Annotated in this window: 25 protein-coding genes, 1 other RNA gene and 1 pseudogene; 9 read left to right on the forward strand and 18 right to left on the reverse strand. The window is 66.1% G+C overall.

Annotation, left to right across the window (positions count from 1 at the left end; translation table 11 throughout):
• The first annotated feature begins 69 nt into the window (after positions 1–69).
• Both GKC70_RS22765 and GKC70_RS22770 read left to right on the forward strand, forming a co-directional pair.
• A complete protein-coding gene (locus GKC70_RS22765; protein ID WP_342650004.1) occupies positions 70–1746 on the forward strand; it encodes an ATPase, T2SS/T4P/T4SS family in 1677 nt (558 codons plus the stop codon).
• 91 nt (positions 1747–1837) lie between these two features.
• Complete coding sequence (locus tag GKC70_RS22770) at positions 1838–2146, forward strand: DUF2388 domain-containing protein (protein ID WP_039582522.1); 309 nt, start codon at positions 1838–1840, stop codon at positions 2144–2146.
• 46 nt (positions 2147–2192) lie between these two features.
• On the opposite strand, the gene gcvH is transcribed toward GKC70_RS22770, so the two are convergent.
• From gcvH to GKC70_RS22815, 9 genes are all read right to left on the reverse strand, one after another.
• Positions 2193–2576: a glycine cleavage system protein GcvH gene (gene gcvH / locus GKC70_RS22775; RefSeq protein ID WP_342650005.1), complete on the reverse strand. Its 384-nt coding sequence runs from the start codon at positions 2574–2576 to the stop codon at positions 2193–2195.
• A gap of 46 nt (positions 2577–2622) precedes the next feature.
• Complete coding sequence (gene gcvT, locus GKC70_RS22780; RefSeq protein WP_342650006.1) at positions 2623–3705, reverse strand: glycine cleavage system aminomethyltransferase GcvT; 1083 nt, start codon at positions 3703–3705, stop codon at positions 2623–2625.
• A gap of 124 nt (positions 3706–3829) precedes the next feature.
• Entirely contained in the window at positions 3830–5452 is a 1623-nt protein-coding gene (locus tag GKC70_RS22785; RefSeq protein WP_342650007.1) for an iron ABC transporter permease, read from the reverse strand.
• Positions 5453–5525: 73 nt separating this feature from the next.
• Positions 5526–6530 (reverse strand): extracellular solute-binding protein, encoded by a 1005-nt coding sequence (locus GKC70_RS22790; protein ID WP_039582514.1) that lies wholly within the window; start codon positions 6528–6530, stop codon positions 5526–5528.
• A gap of 102 nt (positions 6531–6632) precedes the next feature.
• Positions 6633–7850 (reverse strand): 2-octaprenyl-3-methyl-6-methoxy-1,4-benzoquinol hydroxylase, encoded by a 1218-nt coding sequence (locus GKC70_RS22795; RefSeq protein WP_342651568.1) that lies wholly within the window; start codon positions 7848–7850, stop codon positions 6633–6635.
• Between the two features lie 9 nt (positions 7851–7859).
• Positions 7860–8342, reverse strand: a complete 483-nt coding sequence (locus GKC70_RS22800) for a DUF4442 domain-containing protein (RefSeq protein WP_039582510.1) — start codon at positions 8340–8342, stop codon at positions 7860–7862.
• Positions 8339–9538 carry a 2-octaprenyl-6-methoxyphenyl hydroxylase gene (ubiH, locus tag GKC70_RS22805; protein WP_342650008.1) on the reverse strand — a complete coding sequence of 400 codons (1200 nt, stop codon included), beginning with the start codon at positions 9536–9538 and terminating at the stop codon, positions 8339–8341. The genes GKC70_RS22800 and ubiH overlap by 4 nt, the downstream gene beginning before the upstream one ends.
• Positions 9535–10869, reverse strand: coding sequence for a Xaa-Pro aminopeptidase (gene pepP, locus GKC70_RS22810; protein WP_039582507.1), 1335 nt, complete (start codon positions 10867–10869; stop codon positions 9535–9537). Before pepP ends, ubiH begins: the two co-directional genes overlap by 4 nt.
• 22 nt (positions 10870–10891) lie before the next feature.
• Entirely contained in the window at positions 10892–11446 is a 555-nt protein-coding gene (locus GKC70_RS22815; protein ID WP_342650009.1) for a YecA family protein, read from the reverse strand.
• A gap of 181 nt (positions 11447–11627) precedes the next feature.
• On the opposite strand from GKC70_RS22815, the gene GKC70_RS22820 reads away from it, so the two are divergent.
• The 4 genes from GKC70_RS22820 to GKC70_RS22835 all read left to right on the forward strand — a co-directional run bounded on the left by GKC70_RS22820 (position 11628) and on the right by GKC70_RS22835 (position 13008).
• Positions 11628–11810: a TIGR02449 family protein gene (locus GKC70_RS22820; protein WP_037028563.1), complete on the forward strand. Its 183-nt coding sequence runs from the start codon at positions 11628–11630 to the stop codon at positions 11808–11810.
• Complete coding sequence (locus GKC70_RS22825; protein WP_029614654.1) at positions 11807–12124, forward strand: cell division protein ZapA; 318 nt, start codon at positions 11807–11809, stop codon at positions 12122–12124. Before GKC70_RS22820 ends, GKC70_RS22825 begins: the two co-directional genes overlap by 4 nt.
• A 17-nt stretch (positions 12125–12141) precedes the next feature.
• A non-coding RNA gene (gene ssrS, locus GKC70_RS22830) (6S RNA) lies at positions 12142–12320 on the forward strand.
• 79 nt (positions 12321–12399) lie between these two features.
• The gene (locus GKC70_RS22835; RefSeq protein WP_342650010.1) at positions 12400–13008 is read left to right on the forward strand and encodes a 5-formyltetrahydrofolate cyclo-ligase; all 609 of its coding nucleotides are present in this window, start codon (positions 12400–12402) and stop codon (positions 13006–13008) included.
• A 19-nt stretch (positions 13009–13027) separates the two neighbouring features.
• On the opposite strand, the gene GKC70_RS22840 is transcribed toward GKC70_RS22835, so the two are convergent.
• On the reverse strand, positions 13028–13180 hold the full coding sequence (locus GKC70_RS22840) for a hypothetical protein (protein WP_162889483.1): 153 nt from the start codon (positions 13178–13180) through the stop codon (positions 13028–13030).
• A 174-nt stretch (positions 13181–13354) separates the two neighbouring features.
• Here GKC70_RS22840 and GKC70_RS22845 point away from each other — a divergent pair, with 174 nt between their 5' ends.
• Positions 13355–13807, forward strand: a complete 453-nt coding sequence (locus tag GKC70_RS22845; RefSeq protein ID WP_295486128.1) for an EVE domain-containing protein — start codon at positions 13355–13357, stop codon at positions 13805–13807.
• A gap of 23 nt (positions 13808–13830) precedes the next feature.
• Here the strand turns inward: GKC70_RS22845 and GKC70_RS22850 are convergent, their stop codons facing one another.
• A complete protein-coding gene (locus tag GKC70_RS22850) occupies positions 13831–14235 on the reverse strand; it encodes a flagellar basal body-associated protein FliL (RefSeq protein ID WP_029614651.1) in 405 nt (134 codons plus the stop codon).
• A 156-nt stretch (positions 14236–14391) separates the two neighbouring features.
• Here GKC70_RS22850 and GKC70_RS22855 point away from each other — a divergent pair.
• Together GKC70_RS22855 and GKC70_RS22860 are read left to right on the forward strand one after the other, a co-directional pair.
• Positions 14392–15368 (forward strand): annotated as a pseudogene (locus GKC70_RS22855) (NADPH:quinone oxidoreductase family protein).
• Positions 15369–15491: 123 nt separating this feature from the next.
• Positions 15492–16877 (forward strand): VOC family protein, encoded by a 1386-nt coding sequence (locus GKC70_RS22860; protein ID WP_342650011.1) that lies wholly within the window; start codon positions 15492–15494, stop codon positions 16875–16877.
• Between the two features lie 6 nt (positions 16878–16883).
• Here GKC70_RS22860 and GKC70_RS22865 read toward each other — a convergent pair whose 3' ends face one another.
• The 7 genes from GKC70_RS22865 to GKC70_RS22895 form a co-directional block, all read right to left on the reverse strand.
• Positions 16884–18860 carry a methyl-accepting chemotaxis protein gene (locus tag GKC70_RS22865; protein ID WP_342650012.1) on the reverse strand — a complete coding sequence of 659 codons (1977 nt, stop codon included), beginning with the start codon at positions 18858–18860 and terminating at the stop codon, positions 16884–16886.
• 226 nt (positions 18861–19086) lie between these two features.
• Positions 19087–20505, reverse strand: a complete 1419-nt coding sequence (locus tag GKC70_RS22870; protein WP_342650013.1) for a TolC family protein — start codon at positions 20503–20505, stop codon at positions 19087–19089.
• Positions 20502–21377 (reverse strand): HlyD family secretion protein, encoded by an 876-nt coding sequence (locus GKC70_RS22875; RefSeq protein ID WP_039582496.1) that lies wholly within the window; start codon positions 21375–21377, stop codon positions 20502–20504. Before GKC70_RS22875 ends, GKC70_RS22870 begins: the two co-directional genes overlap by 4 nt.
• A complete protein-coding gene (locus GKC70_RS22880; RefSeq protein ID WP_342650014.1) occupies positions 21374–21586 on the reverse strand; it encodes a DUF1656 domain-containing protein in 213 nt (70 codons plus the stop codon). The genes GKC70_RS22875 and GKC70_RS22880 overlap by 4 nt, the downstream gene beginning before the upstream one ends.
• The gene (locus GKC70_RS22885) at positions 21583–23670 is read right to left on the reverse strand and encodes an FUSC family protein (RefSeq protein ID WP_342650015.1); all 2088 of its coding nucleotides are present in this window, start codon (positions 23668–23670) and stop codon (positions 21583–21585) included. Before GKC70_RS22885 ends, GKC70_RS22880 begins: the two co-directional genes overlap by 4 nt.
• A complete protein-coding gene (locus GKC70_RS22890) occupies positions 23667–24110 on the reverse strand; it encodes a MarR family transcriptional regulator (RefSeq protein ID WP_039582492.1) in 444 nt (147 codons plus the stop codon). The genes GKC70_RS22885 and GKC70_RS22890 overlap by 4 nt, the downstream gene beginning before the upstream one ends.
• Before the next feature lie 90 nt (positions 24111–24200).
• A complete protein-coding gene (locus tag GKC70_RS22895) occupies positions 24201–25013 on the reverse strand; it encodes a tetratricopeptide repeat protein (RefSeq protein WP_342650016.1) in 813 nt (270 codons plus the stop codon).
• Position 25014: the final 1 nt, after the last annotated feature.

A 25014-nucleotide genomic window follows, 5' to 3' on the forward strand; every position in this document is an offset into this window, starting at 1 on the left:
TTTCCCGGACCGTATTTCAACCCCGGCTAAGCTTGCCCAGGCCTTCAGCAGCCCGGCAAGGATGCCGCCATGCACAGCCCACACGATCACAGCCTCGACCTCAATCGCCTACTCGAAGCGCTGCTGGCCGAGCAGCGCCTGGACCCTGCCGATACGCTGCGCGTGCTCGAGCACGCCAGTCACCCGCCGAGCCATCCCCTGGAGATTCTCGCCAGCCTGTCCCTGAAAGACCGCCTGCGGCCCGGTCATACACTGGATCTGGATACCCTCTGCCAATGGCTGGCAGACAAGACCGGCCTGCCCTATGTACGCCTTGACCCGCTGACCATCGACCTGGCCGGGGTGGCGGACCTGATCTCCCCGGCCTTCGCTCGCCGTCATGGCATCCTCGCCGTGGACAGGGACGACACCGCGGTCACCGTGGCCAGTACCCAGCCCTATCAGCGCGAATGGGAGGCCGACCTGGGGCGCAGCCTTGGCCAGCCGATCCGTCGCGTACTGGCCAATCCGGCGCAACTGCGCCAACTCACGCACACCTACCAGCACCTGGCGCACTCGGTACAAGGTGCCCAGCAGCAGCGCGCCAGCCTGGGTGCCCTGGAACACTTGCTGGAACAGAGTGGCAGAACGACGGCCAACAACGCCGACGACGCGCACATCGTGCACATCGCCGACTGGCTCCTGCAGTACGCCGTCGAGCAGCGCGCCAGCGATATCCACCTGGAGCCACGTGGCGATCAGGGCCAACTGCGCTATCGCATCGACGGCTTGCTGCACACGGTGTACGTGTTTCCAGCCAGCGTGACCTTGGCACTGGTCAGCCGCCTGAAGCATCTGGGGCGAATGGACGTGGCCGAGAAACGCCGCCCTCAGGATGGTCGTTTGAAAAGCCGTCTGCCCGACGCCAGCGAAATCGAATTGCGCCTGTCCACCCTACCGACTCCCTTCGGCGAAAAGCTGGTGCTGCGCATTTTCGATCCGGAACAGTTGCATGAAGACTTCGAGCGCCTGGGGCTGGAAGGCCGCTTGCTCGAGCAGTGGCAAACACTACTGGCCCGGCGCCAGGGCATTATCCTGCTGACCGGCCCCACCGGCTCCGGCAAGACCAGCACGCTCTATGCCAGCCTCAAGTACCTCGCTACACCCGAGATCAACCTGTGCACCATCGAAGATCCCATCGAACGGTTGGAGCCCGGCCTGAACCAATTGCAGGTCCAGCCGGCGCTCGACCTGAGCTTCGCCAATGGAGTGCGGGCGTTGCTGCGCCAGGACCCTGACATCATCATGATCGGCGAAATCCGTGACCGGGAAACGGCGCAGGTCGCGGTGCAAGCCGCCTTGACCGGTCACCTGGTACTTTCCACCCTGCACACCAACGACGCCTGCAGCGCTATCACCCGCTTGCAGGAACTGGGCGTTGCCGACTACCTGATCAAAGCCACGCTGATCGCGGTCATGGCCCAGCGTCTGGTCCGGACCTTTTGCGTGGCTTGCCACGGAAGGTCAGGAGAAAACGATGCGTCGTGTAGGACCTGTCGGGGAACTGGCTACAAGGGGCGTACCGGGCTGTTCGAACTGCTGGTGCTCTGCGAAGCTCTGCGAGCGCGAATCGGCGCCCGGATGGACCTGGCGAGCCTGCGACAGCAAGCTTTTGCCAGAGGTATGCGGGACTTGCGTCGATGCGGCGAAGACAAGGTTGCACAGGGGCTGACCAGCCTGCAGGAGGTTCTGCGGGTATGCCCCTGAGCACCGCCCTATCTTGCGCGCAAAGGAACTTGCCTCGGGCAAAACGATCGAATCAGGCACCTGTGCGCCCTAACCTTCCGAGGTATTCAACATGCGTCTCAAATCCGCCATTGCGGCCGCTGTCATGCTGTCTCTGCCCGTGGGCTCCGCCCTGGCATCCTGGCGCGACATCATATCTTCCGGCGCGACCACTGCCTCCACGTACCTGACCTTCAAAGACCACAAGCTGGTCGCGGCGGCACAGGACGACGCTGGCAGCTTCGTCGCCAGCGACGGCGCGATCCGCGGTCCTTACCTGGAAGCCGCGATGCGTCAGGTACGGGCCGAGAATCCCGGTGTACAAGCCACCGACATGGACTTGGCCAACGCCATCCTGGCCAGCAACCTCGACGCGAAGTAGTCACCTCGCGTGCGGTGCGGGGCAGCCTGATGGCCGCCCCGGTCACTCATTCCCTGATGGCCGCCTGGTAACCGGCAGCATCCAGCAGCTTGTCCAGTTCGGCCGCATTGCTCGGCTTGAGCTTGAAGATCCAGGCCTCGTATGGTGTTTCGTTGAGCTGCTCCGGCGTGTCGGCCAGTGCTTCGTTGACGGCGATGACTTCACCGCCGACCGGAGCATAGATATCCGACGCAGCCTTGACCGATTCGACCACACCTGCGGCATCACCCGCCGCGAACACCTTGCCGACTTCGGCCAGTTCGACGAAGACCACATCGCCCAGAGCTTCCTGGGCATGGTCGCTGATGCCCACGGTGACGCTACCGTCAGCCTCCAGGCGAGCCCACTCGTGACTTTCAGCAAAACGCAGGTCGGCGGGGATATTGCTCATGTGTCGTTTTCCTCGATTGGCTCAGCGGCGTACCGCCGGTAATGGTTCAAATCAGAATCTTGCCGTGGCGCACGAAGGTGGGTTTGACCACGCGCACCGGATACCACTTGCCGCGAATTTCCACCTCGGCACGCTCACCCGTGGCCATGGGTACACGCGCCAAGGCGATGGACTTGATCAGCGTAGGAGAGAAACTACCACTGGTAATCTCTCCTTCGCCAATCCCGGCGACGCGAACGGTCTGATGAGCGCGCAGGACACCGCGTTCTTCCAATACCAGGCCGACCAATTTCTCTTCAACCCCACGCTCGATTTCCGCGAGCAGACCGCCGCGCCCGATGAAATCGCGCTCCGCCGGCTCCCAGGCGATGCTCCAGCCCAGGTTGGACGTGAGCGGCGTATGGCGTTCGTCGATATCCTGACCGTACAGGTTCATACCGGCTTCCAGACGCAAGGTATCGCGCGCGCCAAGGCCGCTGGGCGCGATGCCGGCGCCGACCAGATCGTAGAAAAACGTGGCCGCCTGATCGGCCGGCAGGATGATTTCCAGACCGTCCTCGCCGGTATAGCCAGTACGGGCGATGAACCAGTCCCCGTCGGTCACTCCCTCGAACGGCTGGAGCGTGCGGATCAGCGCCGCCCGCGCGGCACTCAGCAGCGCTGCGACCTTCTCGCGCGCCTGCGGGCCCTGGATGGCCAGAATGGCCAGATCCGTGCGCGGGACCAGGTTCACGGCATGGCCTGCGCAGCAGGCATTCAACCAGGCCAGCACCTTTTCGCGGGTGGCGGCATTGGCCACCAGTCGGTAGCCCGCCTCGGTTCGGTAGGCGATGAGGTCATCGATGACCCCGCCCTGCTCGTTGAGCAACGGGCTGTAGAGCGCCTTGCCGGTGCGCTCGAGGCGGATCACATCGTTGGCCAGCAGACGGCGCAGCCAGGGCATGGCATCTGCACCGTCAAGGTCGATGACACTCATGTGGGAAACATCGAAAACGCCGCAATCCCGGCGCACCTGATGATGTTCTTCGACCTGCGAGCCGTAATGCAGGGGCATGTCCCAACCACCGAAGTCGACCGTCTTGGCGCCAAGCGCCAGGTGCAGGTCGTACAGGGGCGTGCGCTGTCCCATGGGTTTCTCCTTCCGGGCGTGGCGAGGCAGAGGCGGTCGGCGCTGTTCGATCAGCGCGGGCTATTGCAGGACCGGCCTCGGCGAATGCCGCGCATTGTAGCGGCAAGGGCCAGGGCTGACACCCTCAGCACGCTTGCCCAGGGCCGCGCGCCGAGCGACGGATCAGCAGGATGACCGGCAGCAGCCCGACCAGCACCAGGGTCAGGGCCGGCAGCGAGGCGCGCGCCCACTCCCCTTCGCTGGTCATCTCGAAGACGCGCACGGCCAGGGTGTCCCAGCCGAACGGACGCATGAGCAAGGTCGCCGGCATTTCCTTCAGCACATCGACGAAGACCAGCAACGCAGCGCTCAACACGCCCGGCACCAGCAACGGCAGATACACCCTGAAAAACAATCGCGGCCCGGCCACGCCCAGGCTGCGCGAAGCCTCTGGCAGCGAGGGCCTGACCCGCGCCAGGCTGCTCTCCAGCGGCCCATAGGCCACGGCGATGAACCGCACCAGATACGCCAGCAATAGGGCGGATACGCTCCCCAATAGCAATGGCTTGCCCGCGCCACCGAGCCAACTGGACAGCGGGATCACCAGGTGGTTATCCAAGTAGCTGAAGGCCAACATGATCGATACCGCCAGCACCGATCCCGGCAAGGCATAGCCCAGATTGGCCAGCCCGACGCCGGCGCGGATCGAGGCACTGGGCGCCTGGCGTCGGGCGAAGGCCAGCACCAGCGCCACGCACACGGTGATCAGCGCCGCCATGCCACCGAGAGAGAGGGTATGCAGGATCAACCCGGCATAGCGCTCGTCCAGGTCATGGCGGCCACGTTGCCAGAACCACGCCAGCAGTTGCAGCAGCGGAATCACGAACGCGCAGGCGAAGACCAGCAGGCACCAGCCACTGGCAGCCAGGGCCTTGAGTCCTCGCAGGTGATACAGGGCCTGGCCACGCGCACGCTCGTTGGCGCTGCGCGTCGCGCCACGGACGCGGCGCTCACCGTACAGCACCAGCATGACCGCCAACAGCAGCAGGCTGGCCAACTGCGCGGCGCTGGACAGGCTGAAGAAGCCGTACCAGGTCTTGTAGATGGCCGTGGTGAAGGTATCGAAGTTGAACACCGCCACCGCGCCGAAATCGGCCAGGGTTTCCATCAGTGCCAGGGCGACGCCGGCGCCGATGGCCGGCCGCGCCATGGGCAGCGCCACCCGCCAGAAGGCCTTCAGCGGTGAGAGGCCCAGTACCCGCGCCGCCTCCATCAGCCCCCGGCCCTGGGCCAGAAACGCACTGCGAGCCAGCAGGTAGACGTAGGGATAGAACACCAGCACCAGCACCACGATCACACCGCCGGTGGAGCGCACACGGGGCAGGCGCAGAGGACCGAACAGTTCACGCAACGCGCTTTGCACGGGACCGGCGAAATCCAGCAGGCCGACGAAGACGAACGCCAGCACGTAGGCCGGAATGGCGAAGGGCAGCATCAGCGCCCAGTCCAGCCAGCGCCTGCCGGGGAATTCGCAGAGGCTAGTCAGCCACGCCAGGCTGACGCCGAGCAGGGTGACGCCCAAGCCAACGCCCACCACCAGCGTCAAGGTATTGCCCAGCAGACGACTCATCTGGGTGTCGAGCAGGTGCGACCAGATCTGGACATCGATCGACTGCCAGGACAGCACCAGCACGCTCAGGGGCAGCAGCACCAGGGCAGCGATGAGCGAGACCGGGACATACCAGCGGCGTTGAGGAGTGTGGGGCACAGTGGCTGAGTCCGGTGGCTTGGGTGATTGCGTTGCGGCGATCGCGGGGTGAACCCGCGATCAGGTTCATGACTCAGTTCCAGCCAGCCCGGTCCATCAAGCGAATGGCTTGGGCCTGACGCTTGCCAGCCACCTCCACCGGCAGGCTGTCAGCCTTGAAGCTGCCCCAGGCCGCGACCTCGTCCGACGGCTTGACCTTGGGATTGGCCGGAAACTCCTGGTTGATGTCGGCGAACAGCTTCTGCGCCTGCTCACCGGTCATCCACTCCACCAGCTTCTTCGCCGCCTCGGGGTGAGGCGCGTGCTGGGTCAGGCCGATGCCCGACAGGTTGACGTGCACGCCACGGTCGCCCTGGTTAGGCCAGAAGATCTTCACCGGCAGGTTCGGATCGATCTTGTGCAGGCGGCCGTAATAGTACGTATTGACCACGCCGACATCGCACTGACCGGCCGCCACGGCCTGAATCACGGCGTTGTCGTCGGAGAACACATCGGTGGACAAGTTGTTGACCCAGCCTTTGACCAGCTTCTCGGTCTCGGCCTCGCCATGCGCCTCGATCAGCGTGGCGGTGAGCGACTGGTTGTAGACCTTCTTCGCCGTGCGCAGGCACAGACGGCCTTCCCACTGCTTGTCGGCCAGGGCTTCGTAGGTGCTCAGTTCAGCGGGCTTGACCCGGTCACTGGCGTAGACGATGGTCCGCGCCCGCAGGCTCAGGCCCGTCCAGTCATGCGAAGCGGCGCGGTACTGGGGCGGAATGTTGCGGTCGATGATGTCCGACTTGATCGGCTGCAGGATGCCCATCTGCTCGGCCTGCCACAAGTTGCCGGCATCGACGGTGAGCAGCAGGTCGGCCACGCCGTTCTGGCCCTCGGCCTTGATGCGCTGCATCAACGGCGCTTCCTTGTCGGTGATGAACTTGATCTTCACCCCTGTTTCGGCGGTGTAGGCGTCGAACACTGGCTTGATCAACTCGTCGATGCGCGAGGAATACACCACCACTTCGTCGTCCGCCGCCTGGGCAGTGCCAGCGAACAGGGTCAGCGCCAGGGCGGCGAACAGAGGCTTGCGGGGCGACATGGCGAGGGCTCCAGGGGTAAGTGAGGCGCAAAGGGTAGTGAATCTCATTTGCCTACTCACCCACTGAGCCGTTACCAGATGTTGCAAGGGAACGGCTGACCCTCAGGCTTTTGCCAGCGCCGGCAGATCGCCGCTCAAGCCCAGCGCCTGACGCACGAACAACGCCTTGGCCTCGGGCAAGTCCTGCATCACTTTCAGCCCGGTGTTGCGCAGCCAGCGCAGCGGCAGCGGATTGGCCTGGAACAGGCGCTCGAAGCCCTCCATGGCCGCCATCAACGCCAGGTTGTGCGGCATGCGTCGGCGCTCGTAGCGACTCAGCACCTTGACGTCCGCCAGGCGCTCGCCACGCTCGCTGGCGCGCATCAGCTCCTCGGCCAGCACGGCAGCGTCAAGCAACCCCAGGTTGACCCCCTGACCCGCCAGTGGGTGGATGGTATGGGCGGCATCGCCAATCAGCACCAGGCCTTCGTCCACGTAGCGCTTGGCATGGCGCTGACGCAGCGGCACGCACAGGCGCGGATCGGCATGCTCGACCTCGCCCAGGCGCCCCTCGAAGGCGCGCTCCAGCGCCCGGCAGAATGCCGCGTCGTCCAGCGCCATGGCTTGCTCGGCCTGCTCCGGCGTGGTGGACCAGACGATCGAGCACCAGTGTTGCCCGCCATCGCGCGCCAGCGGCAGGAACGCCAGCGGCCCCCCGTCGGTGAAGCGCTGCCAGGCCGTGGCCTGGTGCGGCGCACTGCACCGCACGCTGGTGACGATGGCGTGATGCAGGTAATCCCATTCGCGGGTGGCGCAACCGGCCAGGCGACGCACCGCCGAGTGGGCGCCGTCGGCCGCCACCACCAACGGTGCGCGCACGCGTCGACCGTCGGCCAGCGTGACCAGCCACTCGTCACCGGAGCGACGCAGCTGTTCCAGACGGGCATTGGGCACGAGGCCGACATCGCTGTCGTGCAGGCGCTCGAGCAGGCCGTCCTGGACTACGCGGTTCTCGACGATGTGGCCCAGCACCTGGGCATGCACGCTGGCCGCCGAGAAGTGGATCTGCCCGGTGCCGCTGCCGTCCCATACCTGCATGTCCGAATAGGGACACACGCGTCGCCCGGCGATGCCTTCCCAGGCGCCGAGGCGCTCGAGGATGCGCTGGCTAGCGGCCGACAGGGCACTGACCCGCGGCTCGAAGGGCGCCGCCGCCTCGAACGGCTTGACCGACAGAGGCCCGCCATCGACCAGCAGCACCTGCAGCCCGCTGTGGCGCAAGGCGAGCGCCAGGGCGCTGCCGACCATACCGGCTCCGACAATCAACAGATCCGCGCGCATGTCCATGCCTTACGCCTGCCTCGCTTGCGGCTTGAGCCGCACATATAGGGTTTTGTCGACGCGGGCCACCAGCTCGCCAGCGCCGTCACGGATGTCCACCTGCAGACGCGGCAGGCATTTCTTGCCACTGGCCGTCTGCTGGCGGATGTCGTCCAGCAGGGCATCGTCGATGTGCAGTTCGGCGAACACCGGACCTTTGCCCGGTGCGATGAAGTCGATGCTGGCAGCCTTGTCCCAGACGATGTACTCGCTGCCCAGCTGCTCGATCAGCAACAGCATGTAGAAGGGGTCGACCATCGAATACAGGCTGCCGCCGAACTGGGTGCCGACGTAGTTGCGGTTCCAGCGCGTCAGGCTCATGCGCACCTTGACGCTGCGCATGTCCGGGCTGATGCGTTGCACGCGGATGCCGGCGCCCAGGTAGGGCGGGTAGAGATTCAGCAGCCAGCGCAGCAGGCGGGCGCGACGGGCGAGCTTGCGCGCATCGCTCATGCCTGGCCTCGCAGATCGGCGCGAGTGCCCAGGCCCATGGCCTGGCGGGCGAACCAACTTTTCGCCGGGGGCAGCAGGTCCAGGCCCAGCAGGCCGAGGTTGCGACCGCCGGCCAACAGCGGCTGAGCCGTGCCGAACAGGCGTGTGACCTGATCGGAAAAGCCAATGGTCAAGGCTTGGTCGAGGCGCTGACGTTCACGGTAGGCCTGCAACGTGGCGAGGTCGCCCGGCTGTTGCGGACCGGCGAGCAAGGCCTCGGCCAGGGCTTGCACATCGCGCAGCGACAGGTTGAAGCCTTGGCCGGCAATCGGGTGCAGGCTGTGCGCGGCATTGCCCAGCACCACCAGGTGCGGACGCACCTGCTCTTGGGCCTCGACCAGCGCCAGCGGATACAGATGCCGTGCGCCGACCTGGCGCAAGGCCCCCAGGCGATAACCAAAGGCCTCTTGCAACTCGCCGAGGAATGCGCGCTCGTCGAGGTCGGCCAGGCGCCGCGCGTCCATGCCCTGTCGGGTCCAGACCAGCGCGCAGCGATTCTCCGGCAGCGGAAGCAAGGCCATGGGGCCTTGTTCGGTGAAGCGTTCGAAGGCCTGGCCGCGATGAGCCTGGCCAGGGGTGATGTTGGCGATCAGCGCACTCTGCTCATAGGGGATGCGCCGCACATGGATACCCAACTGCTCGCGCAGGCCGGAGCGGCCGCCGTCGGCAAGAATCGCCAGGTCGCACTCCACGCGGGTGTCGTCGTCCAGTTGCAGACGGTAGCCGCCGGCGATCGGCTGCAACGCCTTGACCTCGGCCGGGCAGCGCCAGCTCACCACTTCGCTGTCCAGGCCCTGCCACAGGCATTGGCCGAGCCAGGCGTTCTCCACCACGTAGCCCAGCGCCGGCACGCCCTCCTCCTGGGCATCCAGGCGCGTTGCGCCGAAGCGGCCGCGATCGGACACCTGGATCTGGCGGATCGGCTCGGCACGACGCTCGATACCGTGCCACAGGCCCATTTGGTCGTAGATCTGCCGGGTGCCGAAGGACAGCGCTGAAGAGCGCGCATCGTAGCTGGGCTGGAAGCTGTCACCGGGGGCGAACGGCTCGATCAGCAGAATGCGCCATCCACGCGCCTTGGCCCCGGCCTGCAAGGCCAGCGCCAGGCTGGCACCGACCAGACCACCGCCGATGATCGCCAGATTGACCCGATTCATGCCACGTCCTTGCGCGCGTCGGCCATCAAGGCCTCGATCTCGGCGACCGTCTTCGGCACGCCTGAGGTGAGGATTTCACAGCCTTTTCTGGTGACCACCACGTCGTCCTCGATTCGAACCCCGATACCACGCCATTTCTTCGCCACGCGCGTGTTGTCCGGGGCGATGTAGATGCCCGGCTCGACGGTCAGCGCCATGCCCGGTTCGAGCACGCGCCACTGACCACCGACCTTGTATTCGCCCACGTCGTGCACGTCCATGCCCAGCCAGTGTCCGGCGCGATGCATGTAGAAGGCGCGGTAGGCCTCGCTGTCGATCAGCGCCTGGACCTCGCCCTGCAGCAGCCCCAGCCTGACCAGCCCTTCGGTGATGACCCGCACCGTCGCCTCGTGGGCATGATTCCAGTGCTTGCCGGGCGCGATCTCGGCGAAAGCGGCGTGTTGGGACTCCAGCACCAGCTCGTAGATCGCCTTCTGCTCAGGCGAGAAGCGCCCGCTGACCGGGAAGGTGCGGGTGATGTCGCTGGCATAGCAGTCGATTTCGCAGCCCGCGTCGATCAGCACCAGGTCGCCGTCCTTGAGCGGTGCATCGTTCTGCTGGTAATGCAGGATGCAAGCGTTGCGCCCAGCGGCGACGATCGAGCCGTAGGCCGGCATCTTCGCGCCACCCTGACGGAACACGTAGTCCAGTTCGGCCTCCAGGCTGAATTCATGCAGTCCGGCGCGGCAAGCCTGCATGGCCCGCACATGGGCACGCGCGGAAATCGCCGCGGCCTCGCGCATCACCTTCACTTCCGCCGCCGATTTATACAGGCGCATGTCGTGCAGCAGATGATCCAGGGCAACGAATTCATTCGGTGGCTGGGCGCCGAGACGGGCCTTGGAGCGAATCACGTTGATCCAGTCCATCAGCCGTCGGTCGAATTCGGGGTTGCTGCCCATGGCGCTGTAGACCCGCTCGCGCCCCTCGATCAGTCCCGGCAGGATCTCGTCGATGTCGGTGATGGGGAAGGCGTCGTCGGCGCCGTAGTCGCGAATCGCCCCTTCCTGACCTGCGCGCAGGCCGTCCCAGAGCTCGCGCTCGGGGTTGCGCTCGCGGCAGAACAGCACGTACTCGCCGTGCTCGCGCCCGGGAATCAGGGCGATCACCGCCTCGGGCTCGGGGAAGCCGCTCAGGTACTGGAAATCGCTGTCCTGGCGATAGACGTGCTCGACGTCGCGGTTGCGAATCGCCACCGCTGCCGCTGGCAGGATGGCGATGCTGTTGGGGACCATCTGCGCCATCAGCGCCTTGCGCCGACGGGCGTACTCCGCCTTGGGTATGTGGCTCATGGGCAAACGACCCCCGGAACGATCAATGCAGCGATGGCTTGGGCGCTGGCGCGACGGGTGCGGCCAGCTCCGTGTACAGCAGCAGCGGGGCGACGCGCAGGTACTCCATGACTTCCATGTAGTCGTTCTCGCCGTCCTCGGATTCTTCCAGTGCTTCCTGGACCTGGGAAATGGCCACCAGGTCCTGCAGCACGTCCTTGGCATCGGTGGACAGGTCCTTGCCGCCGGCGTTCAGGCCGAAGCCGGCAATGAAGCCCTGGCACCACTGGCCCAGGGCAGTGGCCCGTTCAGTCAGCGAGGTTTCATCGCCCGGCAGCAGCAGGACGATGGCGACGTCTTCGCCGGTGAGTTCGGCCTTGACCATCTCCTGCAGGCCGATCAGGGCCGCGCGGACGTTGTCTTGCGGTTCGCTCTCCAGCGCAGCCGCGGCGTCGGCCAGCCAGGCCTCGGCATCGAAGCCGGCACCGGCGCAACTGCGGCCGATCAGCAGACCATGCAACTCGGCCGGAGAGACAGGATGACCGTTGCTCGACAGCAACTGGGCGAAGGCGGTGTAAGGCGATTGGGTATTGGGCATGGGCGGCTAGGCGCCAGACGGCGCATATGACTAGAATGAAGGCCTTGTATCCTAGCACCGGCAGGCGCGCCAAGACCATCTGCGCCGCCCGCCCCGGCTCGGGCAGACGCAAGATCGCCAGGCGATCGACGAAGGAGCGGATCGAGTGCAACCCACGCAAGACAATGACCTGCAGGCGCTGATGAGCCGTTTCGAGCTGCTGATTGCACGCGTCGAGCAACTAAAACGGCAAAATGCACTCCTAGTAGCGCAGGAACGGTCCTGGCGCGAGGAGCGCGCCCACCTCATCGAAAAGAACGAGATCGCCCGGCACAAGATCGAGTCGATGATCTTACGTCTGAAGGCCCTGGAGCAAGACTCATGAGTTCAAGCAATAGCGTCACCGTGCACATCCTGGACAAGGAGTACTCGATCATCTGCCCGCCGGAAGAGCGCAGCAATCTGGTCGGCGCGGCGCGCTACCTGGACGGCAAGATGCGCGAGATCCGCAGCAGCGGCAAGGTGATCGGCGCCGATCGCATCGCCGTCATGGCCGCCCTGAACATCACCCACGAATTGCTGCACCGCCAGGAGCGTCCCGAGGGCGCCAGCGCGGGCACCACCCGCGAGCAGGTGCGTGACCTGCTCGAGCGGGTCGATCAGGCGCTGTCCGACGACCCGGTTAGCAAAAAGGATTGAGATAGGTATACTGGCGCCACTCCCTGGTGGATGCGCCAGTCGGTTATGTCCCTGAGCCGATACGCACAACCACGGGGCTTGCACGTGGGGCCGGTGTGCATGTCCGCTCGACGGAAAGCCTTAAAGCCTCCTGCAATCTCCACCTTGAACTTTCGGGTTCAAGGGCTACACCGATAGCGGTCTTATCGGGGAGCCTGAATATCGATGCCCGCCCCTTCGGCGGGCATTTTCGCTTAGGCCGCCTGCCACGGCCCGCTTCCGGGATCGCCTGTGCCATGACCGACACCGCGCCGCTCACCCGTCCACAACTGCGTCGCGTGTTGCGCAACGCCCGCCGTGCACTCACCCCGGCTCAGCAGCGCCAGGCCGCCCTGGGCCTGTACCGCCAGTTGGCGCAGCATCCGCTGTTTCGACGTGCCCGGCACATCGCCCTGTATCTGCCCAACGACGGTGAGATCGACCCGTGCCTGTTGCTGCGTGAAGCGCAGCGCCGTGGCAAGCGCACTTACTTGCCGGTCCTGCACGCCTGGCCGCGCACGCGCATGGTGTTCCAGCGCTTCGAACGCGGCGAGCCACTGCGGCGCAACCGTTTCCGTATTGCCGAGCCGGTGATCGAGCGCAAGCGTCAGCGGCCGGTGTGGGCACTGGACCTGATTCTGCTGCCACTGGTGGGCTTCGACGAGGCAGGCGGACGCCTGGGGATGGGCGGAGGCTTCTACGATCGCAGCCTGGCCTATCAAGGCCGGCGCCAATACTGGAAGAAACCGCTGCTGTTGGGTCTGGCCCATGAATGCCAGAAGGTGGAGCGCCTGGCTCAGGCCAGTTGGGATGTACCGTTGCGCGGAACCGTCTCGGACCGCAACTGGTACCTGGCGCCGGCTTGAAGGCCGCGCGCCGCAGCGATCAGCGTGACTGTTGAGGGGTGGACACGGCCGACGTCTGATATGACGCGTCGAGCTTGCGCTCCCACAAACCCTGCGCATAACCGGTGGTGACAACGCCCAGACCGAAGATGAAGGCTAGGATCCAGAGCAGGTCCGGTTTGCGTTTGTTCATGATTGCCCCCTCGGCAAACTGTTCAGGCTCGACGACTTTCTCGGCATCGCCGGAGCCCCTAGCGTTAAAATCGGCGCATTTTCCGCCAACGTGACGCAACACGCAAACGTTGACGCCAACCGGCTGTCGGTTAGATGCAACATCTTATTTCAAAACTTGTCAGGAGCAGCGTCCATGGCCTATTGGCTGATGAAATCCGAACCCGACGAGCTGTCCAGTGCCGATTTGTCGCGCCTGGGCCAGGCGCGCTGGGACGGCGTGCGCAACTATCAGGCGCGCAATTTCCTGCGCGCCATGAGCGTCGGCGACGAGTTCTTCTTCTATCACTCCAGTTGCCCGCAGCCCGGCATCGCCGGCATCGCCCGGATCAGCGCGGGCGCCTACCCGGACCCCACCGCGCTGGACCCACAGAGCCCCTACTTCGACGCCAAGGCCAGCGCCGACAAGAACCCCTGGAGCGCAGTCGACGTCGAGCCGGTACGCACCTTCGATCAGGTACTGGAATTGGCGCAGCTCAAGCAGCAGACGGCACTCGCCGAACTGCCGCTGGTTCAGAAGGGTAGCCGGCTGTCGGTGATGCCGGTGACGACGGAACAATGGCAGGCGATTTGCGCGCTGGTGCGGTGATTACGCGGCAGCGCTAGGGTACATCACTGCACGATCAGATTATTGAACAGCAAGTCTTCGACGATCGGCTTGCCTTCCTCGGCCTGCATCACCTGCTGCACCTGCTTGAGCGCCTCCTGACGCAACGCCTCCTTGGCCTCGACGCTACTCATGTTGTCCACACCCTGCTGGGTGAACAACGCCACCAACTGGTTGCGGATCAGCGGCTCATGGTGCTTGACCGCCGCCACGGCGGCATCGCCGGTGACGCGCAGGGCCACGTCGGCCTTGAATACCCGCAGCTTGGGCCCGCCATCGAGCGCATAGTTGCCGACAAAGGGCGGGCTCAGGCTGATGTAGGCCACCTTCGGCTCCCCTTCCTTGGCTTCTTCGGCCAGGGCCGCCACCGGCAGCAGCAGCGCCAGCACCATCAAGATCCACGCTTTCACGACTTCGCTCCTCGACACAATGGGCGCCAGCTTACCCAGCGCCGCGTACAAACCCAAGTCCGGGCTTATGCCGGCCTATCAGAACAGGCCATGCTCGTTGACCCACCCCTTCGTCCTCCTACACTTATCGGCCAACACCCGCAAAGGAATAGCCCGATGAAAGCTGTGTTGTGCAAAACCCTGGGGCCGGCAGGCGACCTGGTGCTCGAAGAGGTCGCCAGCCCGGCGCCCAAGCCCAACGAGCTGCTGCTCGACGTGCACGCCGCCGGGGTCAACTTTCCCGACACGCTGATCATCCAGGGCAAGTATCAATTTCAGCCACCACTGCCCTTCTCGCCCGGCGGCGAAGCGGCCGGTGTGGTGGCGGCGGTCGGCGAGAAGGCGGGCACGTTCAAGGTCGGCCAACGGGTCATGGCGCTGACCGGCTGGGGCGCCTTCGCCGAACAGGTCGCGGTGCCGCACTACAACGCCTTGCCGATTCCCGACGACATGGACTTCACTACCGCCGCCGCCTTCAGCATGACCTACGGCACCTCCATGCACGCCCTCAGCCAGCGCGGCCAGCTCAAGGCCGGCGAGACCCTGCTGGTGCTCGGCGCCTCGGGGGTGTGGGCCTGGCGGCCGTGGAGATCGGCAAGGCCCTGGGCGCGCGGGTGATCGCCGCCGCCAGCAGCGCCGAGAAGCTGGCCGTCGCCCAGGCTGCCGGCGCCGACGAACTGATCGACTACAGCCAGGCCAGTCTGAAAGACGAAGTCAAACGCCTGACCGGCGGCCAGGGCGCAGACGTGATCTACGACCCGGTCGGCGGCGAGCTGTTCGACCAGGCGGTCCGCAGCCTGGCCTGGAACGGCCGACTGTTGGTCGTGGGTTTCGCCAGCGGCAGCATCCCGCAACTGGCCGCCAACCTGGTACTGCTCAAGGGCGCGGCGGTGCTCGGCGTGTTCTGGGGCGCCTTCGCCCAGCGCCAGCCCCAGGACAACGCCGACAACTTCAGGCGTCTGTTCGTCTGGTACAGCGAAGGCAAGCTCAAGCCGCGCGTGTCACAGACCTATCCGCTGGCGCAGGCCGGGCATGCCATCGATTGCCTGGCCCAGCGCCAAGCGGTCGGCAAGTTGGTGGTGATCGCCCGGTGACGGGCTGGGCCGCGCAGTAGGTTCGATCAAAAAAGGAATGACCCTCGCACTTTTTTTCGCTTGTAGAGAAAGTGCATTCCTCGCTTTCATGTCAGGGTCTCTACCACCTTCAGGAACCCCGCGATGCCCGCCCACCATTTCGTCAGCCCCGACAGCATTCGCACGCAGTTCTCCGCAGCCATGTCGCGCCTGTACAAAGAAGAGGTGCCGCTGTACGGCACGCTGCTGGAGCTGGTGAGCGAGGTCAACCAGCAGATCCTGGCCGAACAGCCCGAAGTGGCCCAGGCCCTGCGCTGGACCGGCGAAATCGAGCGTCTGGACCAGGAGCGCCATGGCGCGATCCGCGTCGGCACGGCCGAGGAACTGGCGACCATCGCCCGACTGTTCGCGGTTATGGGCATGCTTCCGGTCGGCTATTACGACCTGAGCCCGGCGGGCGTACCGGTGCACTCCACCGCCTTCCGCGCGGTGCACGAGCAATCGCTGCACATCAGCCCGTTCCGGGTCTTCACCTCGCTGCTGCGCCTGGAGCTGATCGACGATCTCGGCCTGCGCGAGCTGGCCCGCGACATCCTGGCCAAACGCAGCATCTTCACCCCGCGCGTACTCGAACTGATCGCCCAGCACGAGCGCGACGGCGGCCTGAGCGCCGCCGATGCCGAGACCTTCGTCGAGCAAGCCCTGCACACGTTCCGCTGGCATCCGCAGGCGACGGTCAGCGCCGAGCAGTACCAGCAGTTGCACCAGCAGCACCGCCTGATCGCCGATGTGGTGGCCTTCAAAGGCCCGCACATCAACCACCTGACGCCGCGCACCCTGGACATCGACGCCATCCAGGTAGGCATGCCGGCCAAAGGCATCGCGCCCAAGGCCGTGGTCGAAGGCCCACCCACTCGACGCCATCCGATCCTGCTGCGCCAGACCAGCTTCAAAGCGCTGCAGGAAACGGTCGCCTTCAGCGATGCCCAAGGCAGTCACACCGCACGCTTCGGCGAGATCGAACAGCGCGGCGCGGCGCTCACGGCCAAGGGCCGCAGGCTCTACGACCGCCTGCTCGACGCCACCCGCGCGGCCCTGGGCGGCGTGCCCGCCGAGGCCAATGCCGAGCGCTATCGAACGCTGCTGGCCAGCCACTTCGCCGAGTTCCCCGATGACCTGGCGCAGATGCGCGAACAGGGCCTGGCCTATTTCCGCTACTTCGCCACCGAAAAAGGCCTGGCCGAACGTACCCGCCAGGATCGCCCTGACACGCTGCAAGGTCTGATCGATGCCGGGCACGTGCATTTCGAAGCGCTGGTCTACGAAGACTTCCTGCCGGTCAGCGCCGCCGGGATCTTCCAGTCGAACCTGGGCGACGACGCACAGGCCCACTACGGCAGCAACGCCAACCGCGAGGCCTTCGAGGCCGCGCTGGGCCTTGCGGTGCTGGACGAGTTGGCCCTGTATGCGCAGGCCGAACAGCGTTCGCTGCAGGCCTGCGCCCAGGCCCTGGGCGTGACCCTGGCCTAGCCGCCCTTACCCGGCGACGCGAAAGCGGTCCACTTCCTGGCGCAACTGCTCGGCCAGCCCTTCCAGCTCCCGGGCCGTCGCCGCCAGCTCGTTGGCCACGTCATGCTGCTCACTGTTGGCCTGGGCGATGCTCTGCAGGTTGCGGCTGAGCAGGTTGGCGGTGCTGCTCTGCTCCTGGGTTGCCGTGCTGATCACGGTGAACTGCTCGCCCGCCGCACGGCTCTGCTCGTCGATGCGGGCCAGCGCCTGGGCCACCTTGTCGTTGCGCTCCAGGCCATCCTGCATCAACCGATTGCCCTGCTCCAGGGTGCTGATCGCCTGACCCGTCTGCTGCTGGATGCTGGCGATCATGGTGGAAATTTCCTCGGTGGCTTGGCGGGTCCGCGCCGCCAAGCCACGCACCTCATCGGCCACCACGGCGAAGCCGCGGCCTTGCTCGCCAGCGCGCGCCGCTTCGATGGCGGCGTTGAGCGCCAGCAAGTTGGTCTGCTCGGCGATCGCGGTGATCACCCCGACGATGCCGCCAATTTCCTGCGAACGCGCCCCCAGGCTGTCCATCACCGTCGCCGTGCCGCCCAGCGCTTCGGCGATCTGCCGCAGCGAGGCGGACGCCTGGTCCATGGCCGAACGCCCGATACGGGTCTGCTGGGCGTTGTCCTGGGCCATGCGCTCGGTGCCCGCCATGTTCTCGGCAATGTTCATCGACGTGGCGCTGAATTCCTCCACGGCACCCGCCATGCTGGTGATTTCGCCGGACTGCTGCTCCATGCCCTCGCACGCCCCGGACGACAACCCGGCCAACGACTGCGAGCGGGCACTGACCTGTTCGGAGGCGCTGCGAATGTGCGTGACCATGGTCGCCAGGGCGTCGGCCATCTGGTTGAAGCTGCGCGCCAACTGACCGATCTCGTCCTCGCTGGTCAGCGTCAGCCGCGCACTGAGGTCGCCTGCGCCCAACGCCTGGGCCTGGCGCACCAGGTCGTCCAGCGGACGCAGCTTGCGCCGCAGCAGCCACAAGGTGGCGAGCACCGCCAGCAGCATGGCCAGCAGACTGCCAATCGCCAGGCGCAAACCGACACTCCAGGTCACTTCGCGGATTTCCGCCTCGGGCATGCTCGCCACCACGGTCCACGGGCCTTCGGCGAACGGCTGCACCACGCTGAAGAAACGCTGGTCACCGCTGTTCCAGAACTGCGCGTGCGCCCCCAGGCCCTTGATGGCCGTCGCCGCAGCCTGGGTATCGGCCACCCCCGCCGGCGGCACCAGCCACTGACCTTGGTTGTCGAGCAGCGCCAGCGAACCGGTCTGGCCGATGCGGAAGCGCTTGAGGTTGGTGAACTGGGCGTTTTGCGCATCGGTGTAGTCGAAGCCGACGAACATCACGGCGATCACCCGACCGCTGGTGTCGCTGACCGGCACGTAGCGGGTCATGTAGTTGCGCTCGAACAGCACGGCGCGGCCCACGTACATCTGCCCGGCCAGCAGCCGCGCATAGGCCGGGTGCGCGCGGTCGAGCTGGGTGCCGATGGCACGGCTGCCGTCCTGCTTCTTGAGGTTGGTGGCGATGCGCACGAAGTCGTCGCCACTGCGCACGAACAGCGTGGCGATACCGGCAGTCATCTGCTGGAATTCATCGACGATGCTCAGGTCGTTGTTGAGCAGGTGATCGCCCAGGTACAGCGCTGGGGTGGCGACACCGGCGACCTGTACGCTCTGGCCGTCCTGAATCCTCAGGCCAGAGGCGAAGCGGCGTTCGAACAGCCCGCTCAGGCGCTGGGTGTTGTCCTTGAGCGAGCCGTGGAAGGTGTCGAGCTGATCGGCGAGCAGCCGCGCTTCGCTACCTAAGTGCTGCTGGCGGGTGGCGAGGTTGGCGTCGTCGAGCGAGCGCAGGGCGAACAGGGTACTGCCGGTGATCACCAACGCCAGCACGATGGCGAGGGCGATACCGAGTTGCGAGGCGATCCGGGCACGGGGTCGAGGCATGGCGAAGCTCCTGGCAAGGGGCCGGGATCGTCCTGATCACGCTGACCACCCGCTTTTATTATCGACGGGAACGGGCGTCCTCTTCCGGGACGCTGGTGCCAATGGATCGGCGTCGCCGATGAATACTTGAGTGTCGGACGCGGGAATACGCAAACGTTTTGCGTCGGTTTTTTTCGGCAACTGGCGGCGAATAGCGCGCAGCGATGCACCGGTCAAGCCGGCGCTTTCACGGCGCAGGCGCTGCTTTCCAGCCACCGCCCAACGCCAGGAACACGCTGACCTGCCCCATCGCTACCTGACTGTTGGCCGCAGCCAACTGGCCACGCACATCGGTGTACGCGCGGGTGGCCTGCAAATCGGCCAGAAACGACTCGCGCCCGGCTTGGTAACGGCGGTGAGTCTGGTCGGCGGCGTCCTTGGCCGAGCGTTCGGCATCGGCCAGCGCGTCGCGTCGTTCGAGCAAGGCGCTGTATTGCGCCAGCCGCGTCTGGGTTTCGCGCAGGGCGTCGAGCACCACACCGTCGAAGTGCGCCAGCGCGGCCTGGGTCGACGCCTCGGCCTCGCGGATGCGCGCACGCGTACCGTTGGTGGGCAGCGTCCAACTGATCTGCGGGCCGAAGCCCCAGCGATTGGTGGAAGGCTCGCCCAGGTTGTCGATGATGCCGAGGGTGCCGATCTGCGCGCCGAAGCTGATGTTCGGGTACAGCGCGCCGGTCGCCACACCGATGTTCGCCGTGGCTGCTGCCAACTGCCGCTCGGCCTGGCGCACGTCGGGCCGACGCTTGAGCAGTGCGGCGCCGTCGCCCACCGGAATCAGTTGCGCCAGGTGAGGCAGTTCGGCGCACTCGGCGGTGCCAGCGGGCAACTGGCCGACCGGCACGGCCAGCAGTGCCGCCAGGGTATACAGGCCCGCTTCGCGCTCGGCCTGGAAGCGCGGCAACTCGGCGCGCAACGATTTGAATTGGGTCTGCGAACGGGTGACCAGGGTCTCGTCGCCGCGCCCGGCATCGCGCAGGCGCTGATTAAGCTGCACGCCCTGCTGTTGCAGGTCCAGCGATTGCCGGGCGATGTGGTACTCCTCATTGGCCGAGCACACCTGGGTGTAGGCCTTGACCACGTCGGCCACCACCGTGATGCGCGCGGTGTCGGCGGCGGCCTGGACGGCATCGGCATTGGCCTTGGCCGCCTCGGTGCCACGCTTGAGCGTGCCCCACAGGTCGAACTGGTACGAGGCGCTGATGATCGCTTCGCCGATATTGGCCACCGGCACTTTATTGGGCTGCAGAAAGGCTTCGCCAGACTCTTGCAGGCGCTGGGCACCGGCTTTGGCACCCGCGCCAAAACCGCCCTGCGACTCAGCCACTTTCACTTGGGCACGGGCCTTGGCGATGTTCGCCGCCGCCACGCGCAATTGACTGTTGGCCGCCAACGCCTGGCGCACCAGCGCGTTGAGCCGTGGATCCTGATACAACTGCCACCAATCGTCCGGCACCGGCGCCGACACCACGCTGCTGGCATCCTCGCGCAACGGACCGTTCAGGTCGCTGCGCTGCACGGCGGCGTCGGCCGGCACGTGGTAGTCGGGGCCGACCGTGGTGCAAGCACCCAGTGCCAGCGCCAGGGCCGTGAGCATCAGGCGTTTCATGGCCGCTGCCCTTCGACGATCGAGACCGTCGCGGTGCGCCCGGCGATCAGGCGAAAGTCTGCGGGCACCTCGTCGAAGGCGATGCGCACCGGAATCCGCTGGGCCAGGCGCACCCAACTGAACGCGGGATTGACGTTGGGCAGCAGGTTCGCGCCGCTGACCCGGTCACGGTCTTCAATGCCCGCCGACAGGCTTTGCACATGCCCGCGCAGGCGTGTGTCATCCCCCATGACACGGATGTCCACGGCGTCACCGACGTTGATGCCACCGAGCTTGGTTTCCTCGAAGTAGCCGTCGACGTGGTACGAGGTGCTGTCGACCACCGACAGCACGGCTCGGCCTGCGGTGACGAACTCGTGGGCGCGCGGGGCGCGGTCGTTGAGGTAACCGTCCACCGGGCTGCGCACCACCGAGCGCTCGAGGTTGAGCTTGGCGATGTCCACCGCCACCTGCGCCTCGCTCACCGCCGAGCGGGCACGGGCCTCACGCGACTGGCTCTCTTCGAGCTGCTCGGCGGCCACCAGGTTGCCCAGCTTGCGGTTGCGTCGGGTTTCGCGGGCGGCCTGGGCCAGGGTTTCCTGGCGCTCGGCCAGGCTCGCCTGGGCCTGGCGCAAGGCCAGCGAGAAACGGTCCTGGTCGATGGTGAACAACACGTCGCCGCGCTTGACTACCTGGTTGTCGCGCACGCTCACCTGCTGGATCAACCCGGACACGTCCGGGGCGATCTGGATCACGTCGGCACGGATGTGCCCATCGCGGGTCCAGGGCGCGAACATGTAGTACACGACCATCTGCCAGACCAGCACGGCCGCCAGGGTCACCACCAGCAAAGTCAGGACCACGCGGCCCAAGGTCAACAACGGTTTTTTCATGGCAGCATCAGGCTTCGACAAAAGTGATCCACCGCGCCCAGCAGCACGGCGTAGAGAGCAACGTTGAACAGCGCCCGGTGCCAGACCAGGCGGTAGAAATGCAGGCGCACCAGCACCGCGTGCAGGCCCAGGAACACCCCATAGGTGCCCAGCATCATCACCAGCAGCGTAGGCAGGAAGACTCCGCTGATATCCACTTCGCCAATCACAGCGGTGCTCCATCGATGGCAGGGGGCAGTTGCGCTTGCGCGTCCGGTTCGAGCATCACCTCGACACCCGGCAGCAGTGACAGGCGCAAACCGGAGAGGGCATGCAGCAGATGGACCCGGGGCTCGCCGCGCTCGTTCAGTCGATCCTGGGCCAAGGCCAGACGCGCCCGCTCCATGTGCCGCAGCAGCGCCGCCGACGCGTGCAGGCGTTCGCCGCTGCGCAGGCACGCGGCGTAGTGGGCGCCGACTTCCTCGATCACCGTGCGCAGGCGCGCGCGGGCGTCGTCGCCGGCACGCGGCAAGTACGCCAGCAGGTCCAGCAGATTCAACCCCACGCGCAGATCACGCAGCGCGATGCCGGTGTCCTGGCCGGTCTGCAACAGGCGCGGCAGGTGCTGCATCAGGCGGTCGAGCATCTGCACGCCGACCTTGCGCTGTTCGGCCAGGGTCGCCGGCTCGGTCATCTCGACGATGTCGCGCCAGGCGAAGCGGGTCATGCGCTTGGCGGCCAGTTCCACGCCGAACGGGCGCATCACCAAGGTCCAGATGAAGGCGAACAGCAGCCCCACGGGGCCGGCCAGGTTGGAATTGACGAAGGTGAAGAAGTCGGCGTCGTAGGCGCCCTGGATACTGATGAAGTTCGAGGTGTTGACGATGGTCAGCAAGGTGCCCAGGTAGAAGGCCGGCTGCACGGTCAGGGTGCCGATGACGATGAACGGCACGGCGAACGCCAGCACCAGCATGGCGAAATCATGCAGGTTGGGCAGCACCAGGAACAGGTACAGGCTGGAGAGAATCACCGAGACCAACGTCCAGAAGAAGAACCGGTAGATCTGCGGCGCCGGGTCGTCCATCGCGGCGAAAAAGCTGCATGCGACGGCGGCGAGGATTACCGCGCTGGCGCCGTCGGCCCAGCCCAGGCCGATCCACAGGCCACAGGCGACGACGATGGCGACCACGGTGGAGAGCACCGAGTAGAGCATCAGGCCGCGGTCGAAGAACGGCGTCAGACGGCCCAGGCGCCAGTGCCGGTACACCGCCCGCCAGGGCCGCGCGTCATCGTCGCGCAGGGCGTGCTGCAGGGTGCAGCAGTCCTGCCAGAGGTCGATCCATTCGCTCAGCCGGTAGAGCGCGTTCGACAGCAGCAAGGCCTGGCGCTGATCGAGCGCCTCGGCGTCGGGCTGCAGGTGCTCGATCTGCACGTGCAGGGCGCTCCAGCGCCCGATCGAGGGATCGTCGGCGGTGCTTTCGAGCCAGGCGCGGGCGTCGGCCAGCACCCCTTCGAGCTGTGCGTACTGCGCCGGGGCGCGGCCCTGCAAGGCCACCAGGGCATCGTCAAGGGCGTCGATCACCGGCAGCAGATGGATCATCCGCCCGCGCAGTTCGCGGGCGTTCTTCAGCGTGTGCGGTCCCGCGCCCTCGTGGCCGAGCTGTCCGATCATCAGCTCCAGGCTGTTGAAGGTGGCCACCATCGAGCTGCGCAGGGCGCCAACCTGTTCGGCAGCGGCGTCGCGGCTCAGGTACAGGTCGCTGTAGCGGATGGCCTCGGCGAACCACTTGCCGGTGGCGCCGACCACCACCGGTGCCAGGCGCCGCGGCCAGAAAATCGCGCCCACCACGGCCGCACAGACGATGCCCAGGCAAATCTCCTGGGCGCGTGAGGCCGCCACGTCGAACACCGCCAGCGGGTTGTCGACCACCGCCAGGGCGATCATCGGCAAGGTGTAGCCGGCCAACATGAACATGTAGTTGTTCGCTGTGCGCAGGTTCAGCGACAAGTACAGCAAGGTGCCAGTCCACAGGGCGATGGCGATGCTCAGCAGCAGCGGCGACTGCACCAGCGGCGGCACCAGCAGGACCGCGCCAGCGGCGCCGAGCAGGGTGCCGACGGCGCGGTACAGGGCTTTGGAGCTGGTCGGCCCGACGAACGGGCTGGAGACGATGTACACCGTGGCCATCGCCCAGTAGGGACGCGGCAGTTGCATCAGCAGGGCGATGTACAGGGCGATCATCGACGCGGCGAAGGTGCGCACGCCGTAGAACCAGTCGCGCGCCGGCGGCACCGAACTGAAGAAGTGCTTCATGACGCGCTGCCCGAGCCGGCGGTTTCGAATGCGCGGATCACCCGCAGGGTCGCCTCTAGATCGTCGGCCGGCAGGCCGTGCAGCACGTCGCGGCGCTGGCGGACCAGTTCGGCTTCGATGGATTCGGCCAACGTGCGCCCTTCAGCGGTCAGGCTCAGGGCCTTGGCGCGTCGGTCCAGGGGATCTTCGCTGCGACAGACCAGCCCGGCCTTGCACAATTGATCGAGCAGGCGCACCAGCGACGGACTTTCCAGCCCAGCGGCCTGTGCCACCGCCACCTGATGCACGCCATCGCCCAGGCGCACGATCATCAGCAGCGGCACCGCGCAGGCCTCGGAAATGCCGTAGCCGGTCAGCGCGGCGTGGCAGATGCGCCGCCAGTGGCGGGCGGCAACCACCAGGCCGCTGCTGACTTTCAAGTGCAGTGCGTCGAGTGTCATCAGAGGAAACCGAGGGTAATCATAGTTTGCTAACTATCAATATACGCCCGCCCTCCCCCCGTCGTCAACCGGAGGCGATGAACAGCGTGTTCAGGTCTGCACCTGATCCTCCAGCTTCATGGTCAAGGCCAGGGTGCTGCCCAGCCCGATCGCCTGGTCGCGCCAGGCCAGGTAGCGTGAGGCGTCGCGCCGGCTGAAGTGTACGGCCAACTCCTCGGCGGCCTGCATCACCCCGGCGCCGGCCGCCAGCTCCAGCCAGTACAGCCCGGCCTTGATGTCCGCCGACACATGCAAACCATGCAACTGCCGGTAGCCCACCTCGAACCGGCAACGCGCCTCGCCACGCTGAGCACCGCGCAGGAACCAGCCGTAGGCTTGAACCGGGTCCACCTGCCACGGCTGGTCGGTCTCGCACACCTCTTCTTCATAAAGATCGCCCAGCGCTGCGGCCGCATGCGACAGGCCGCGCTCGAAGGCATGCCGGTAGTACTCGGCGGCATTGGCGTAACACACCGCCACGCCCTTGCCGAAGTAATGCTGCTGGCCGAGGTTGAACCAGGCCGCCGCATTGCCCTGCAACGCCGCCATGCGCAGCAGATGGCTGGCCAGTGCAGTGTCCGCGCGCCAGTAGCGGCCATTGAGCCAGATCCAGCCCAGGTCGTTGAGCACCGCCGCGTTGCCTTGCAGCGCCTGATGCCGCAGGTCGCTGTAGATCGCCTGCACATCCACCGCCTCGTCCAGACGACTGACCAAGGCCGAGCGCTCGCCCAGCAATGCCCATTGGGAGGGCAGCCCCACCCCGGCAAACGCACGCAGGTGCCGACGTGGGATGGCGGGCACCGGTACCACATGCTCGGGCAGAAGGCGGGCAAGCAGCGAATGGATATTGCTGGCAGCAGACATG

Source organism: Pseudomonas sp. REB1044 (assembly GCF_038813925.1).
In the GTDB taxonomy this organism is placed as follows: domain Bacteria; phylum Pseudomonadota; class Gammaproteobacteria; order Pseudomonadales; family Pseudomonadaceae; genus Aquipseudomonas; species Aquipseudomonas boreofloridensis.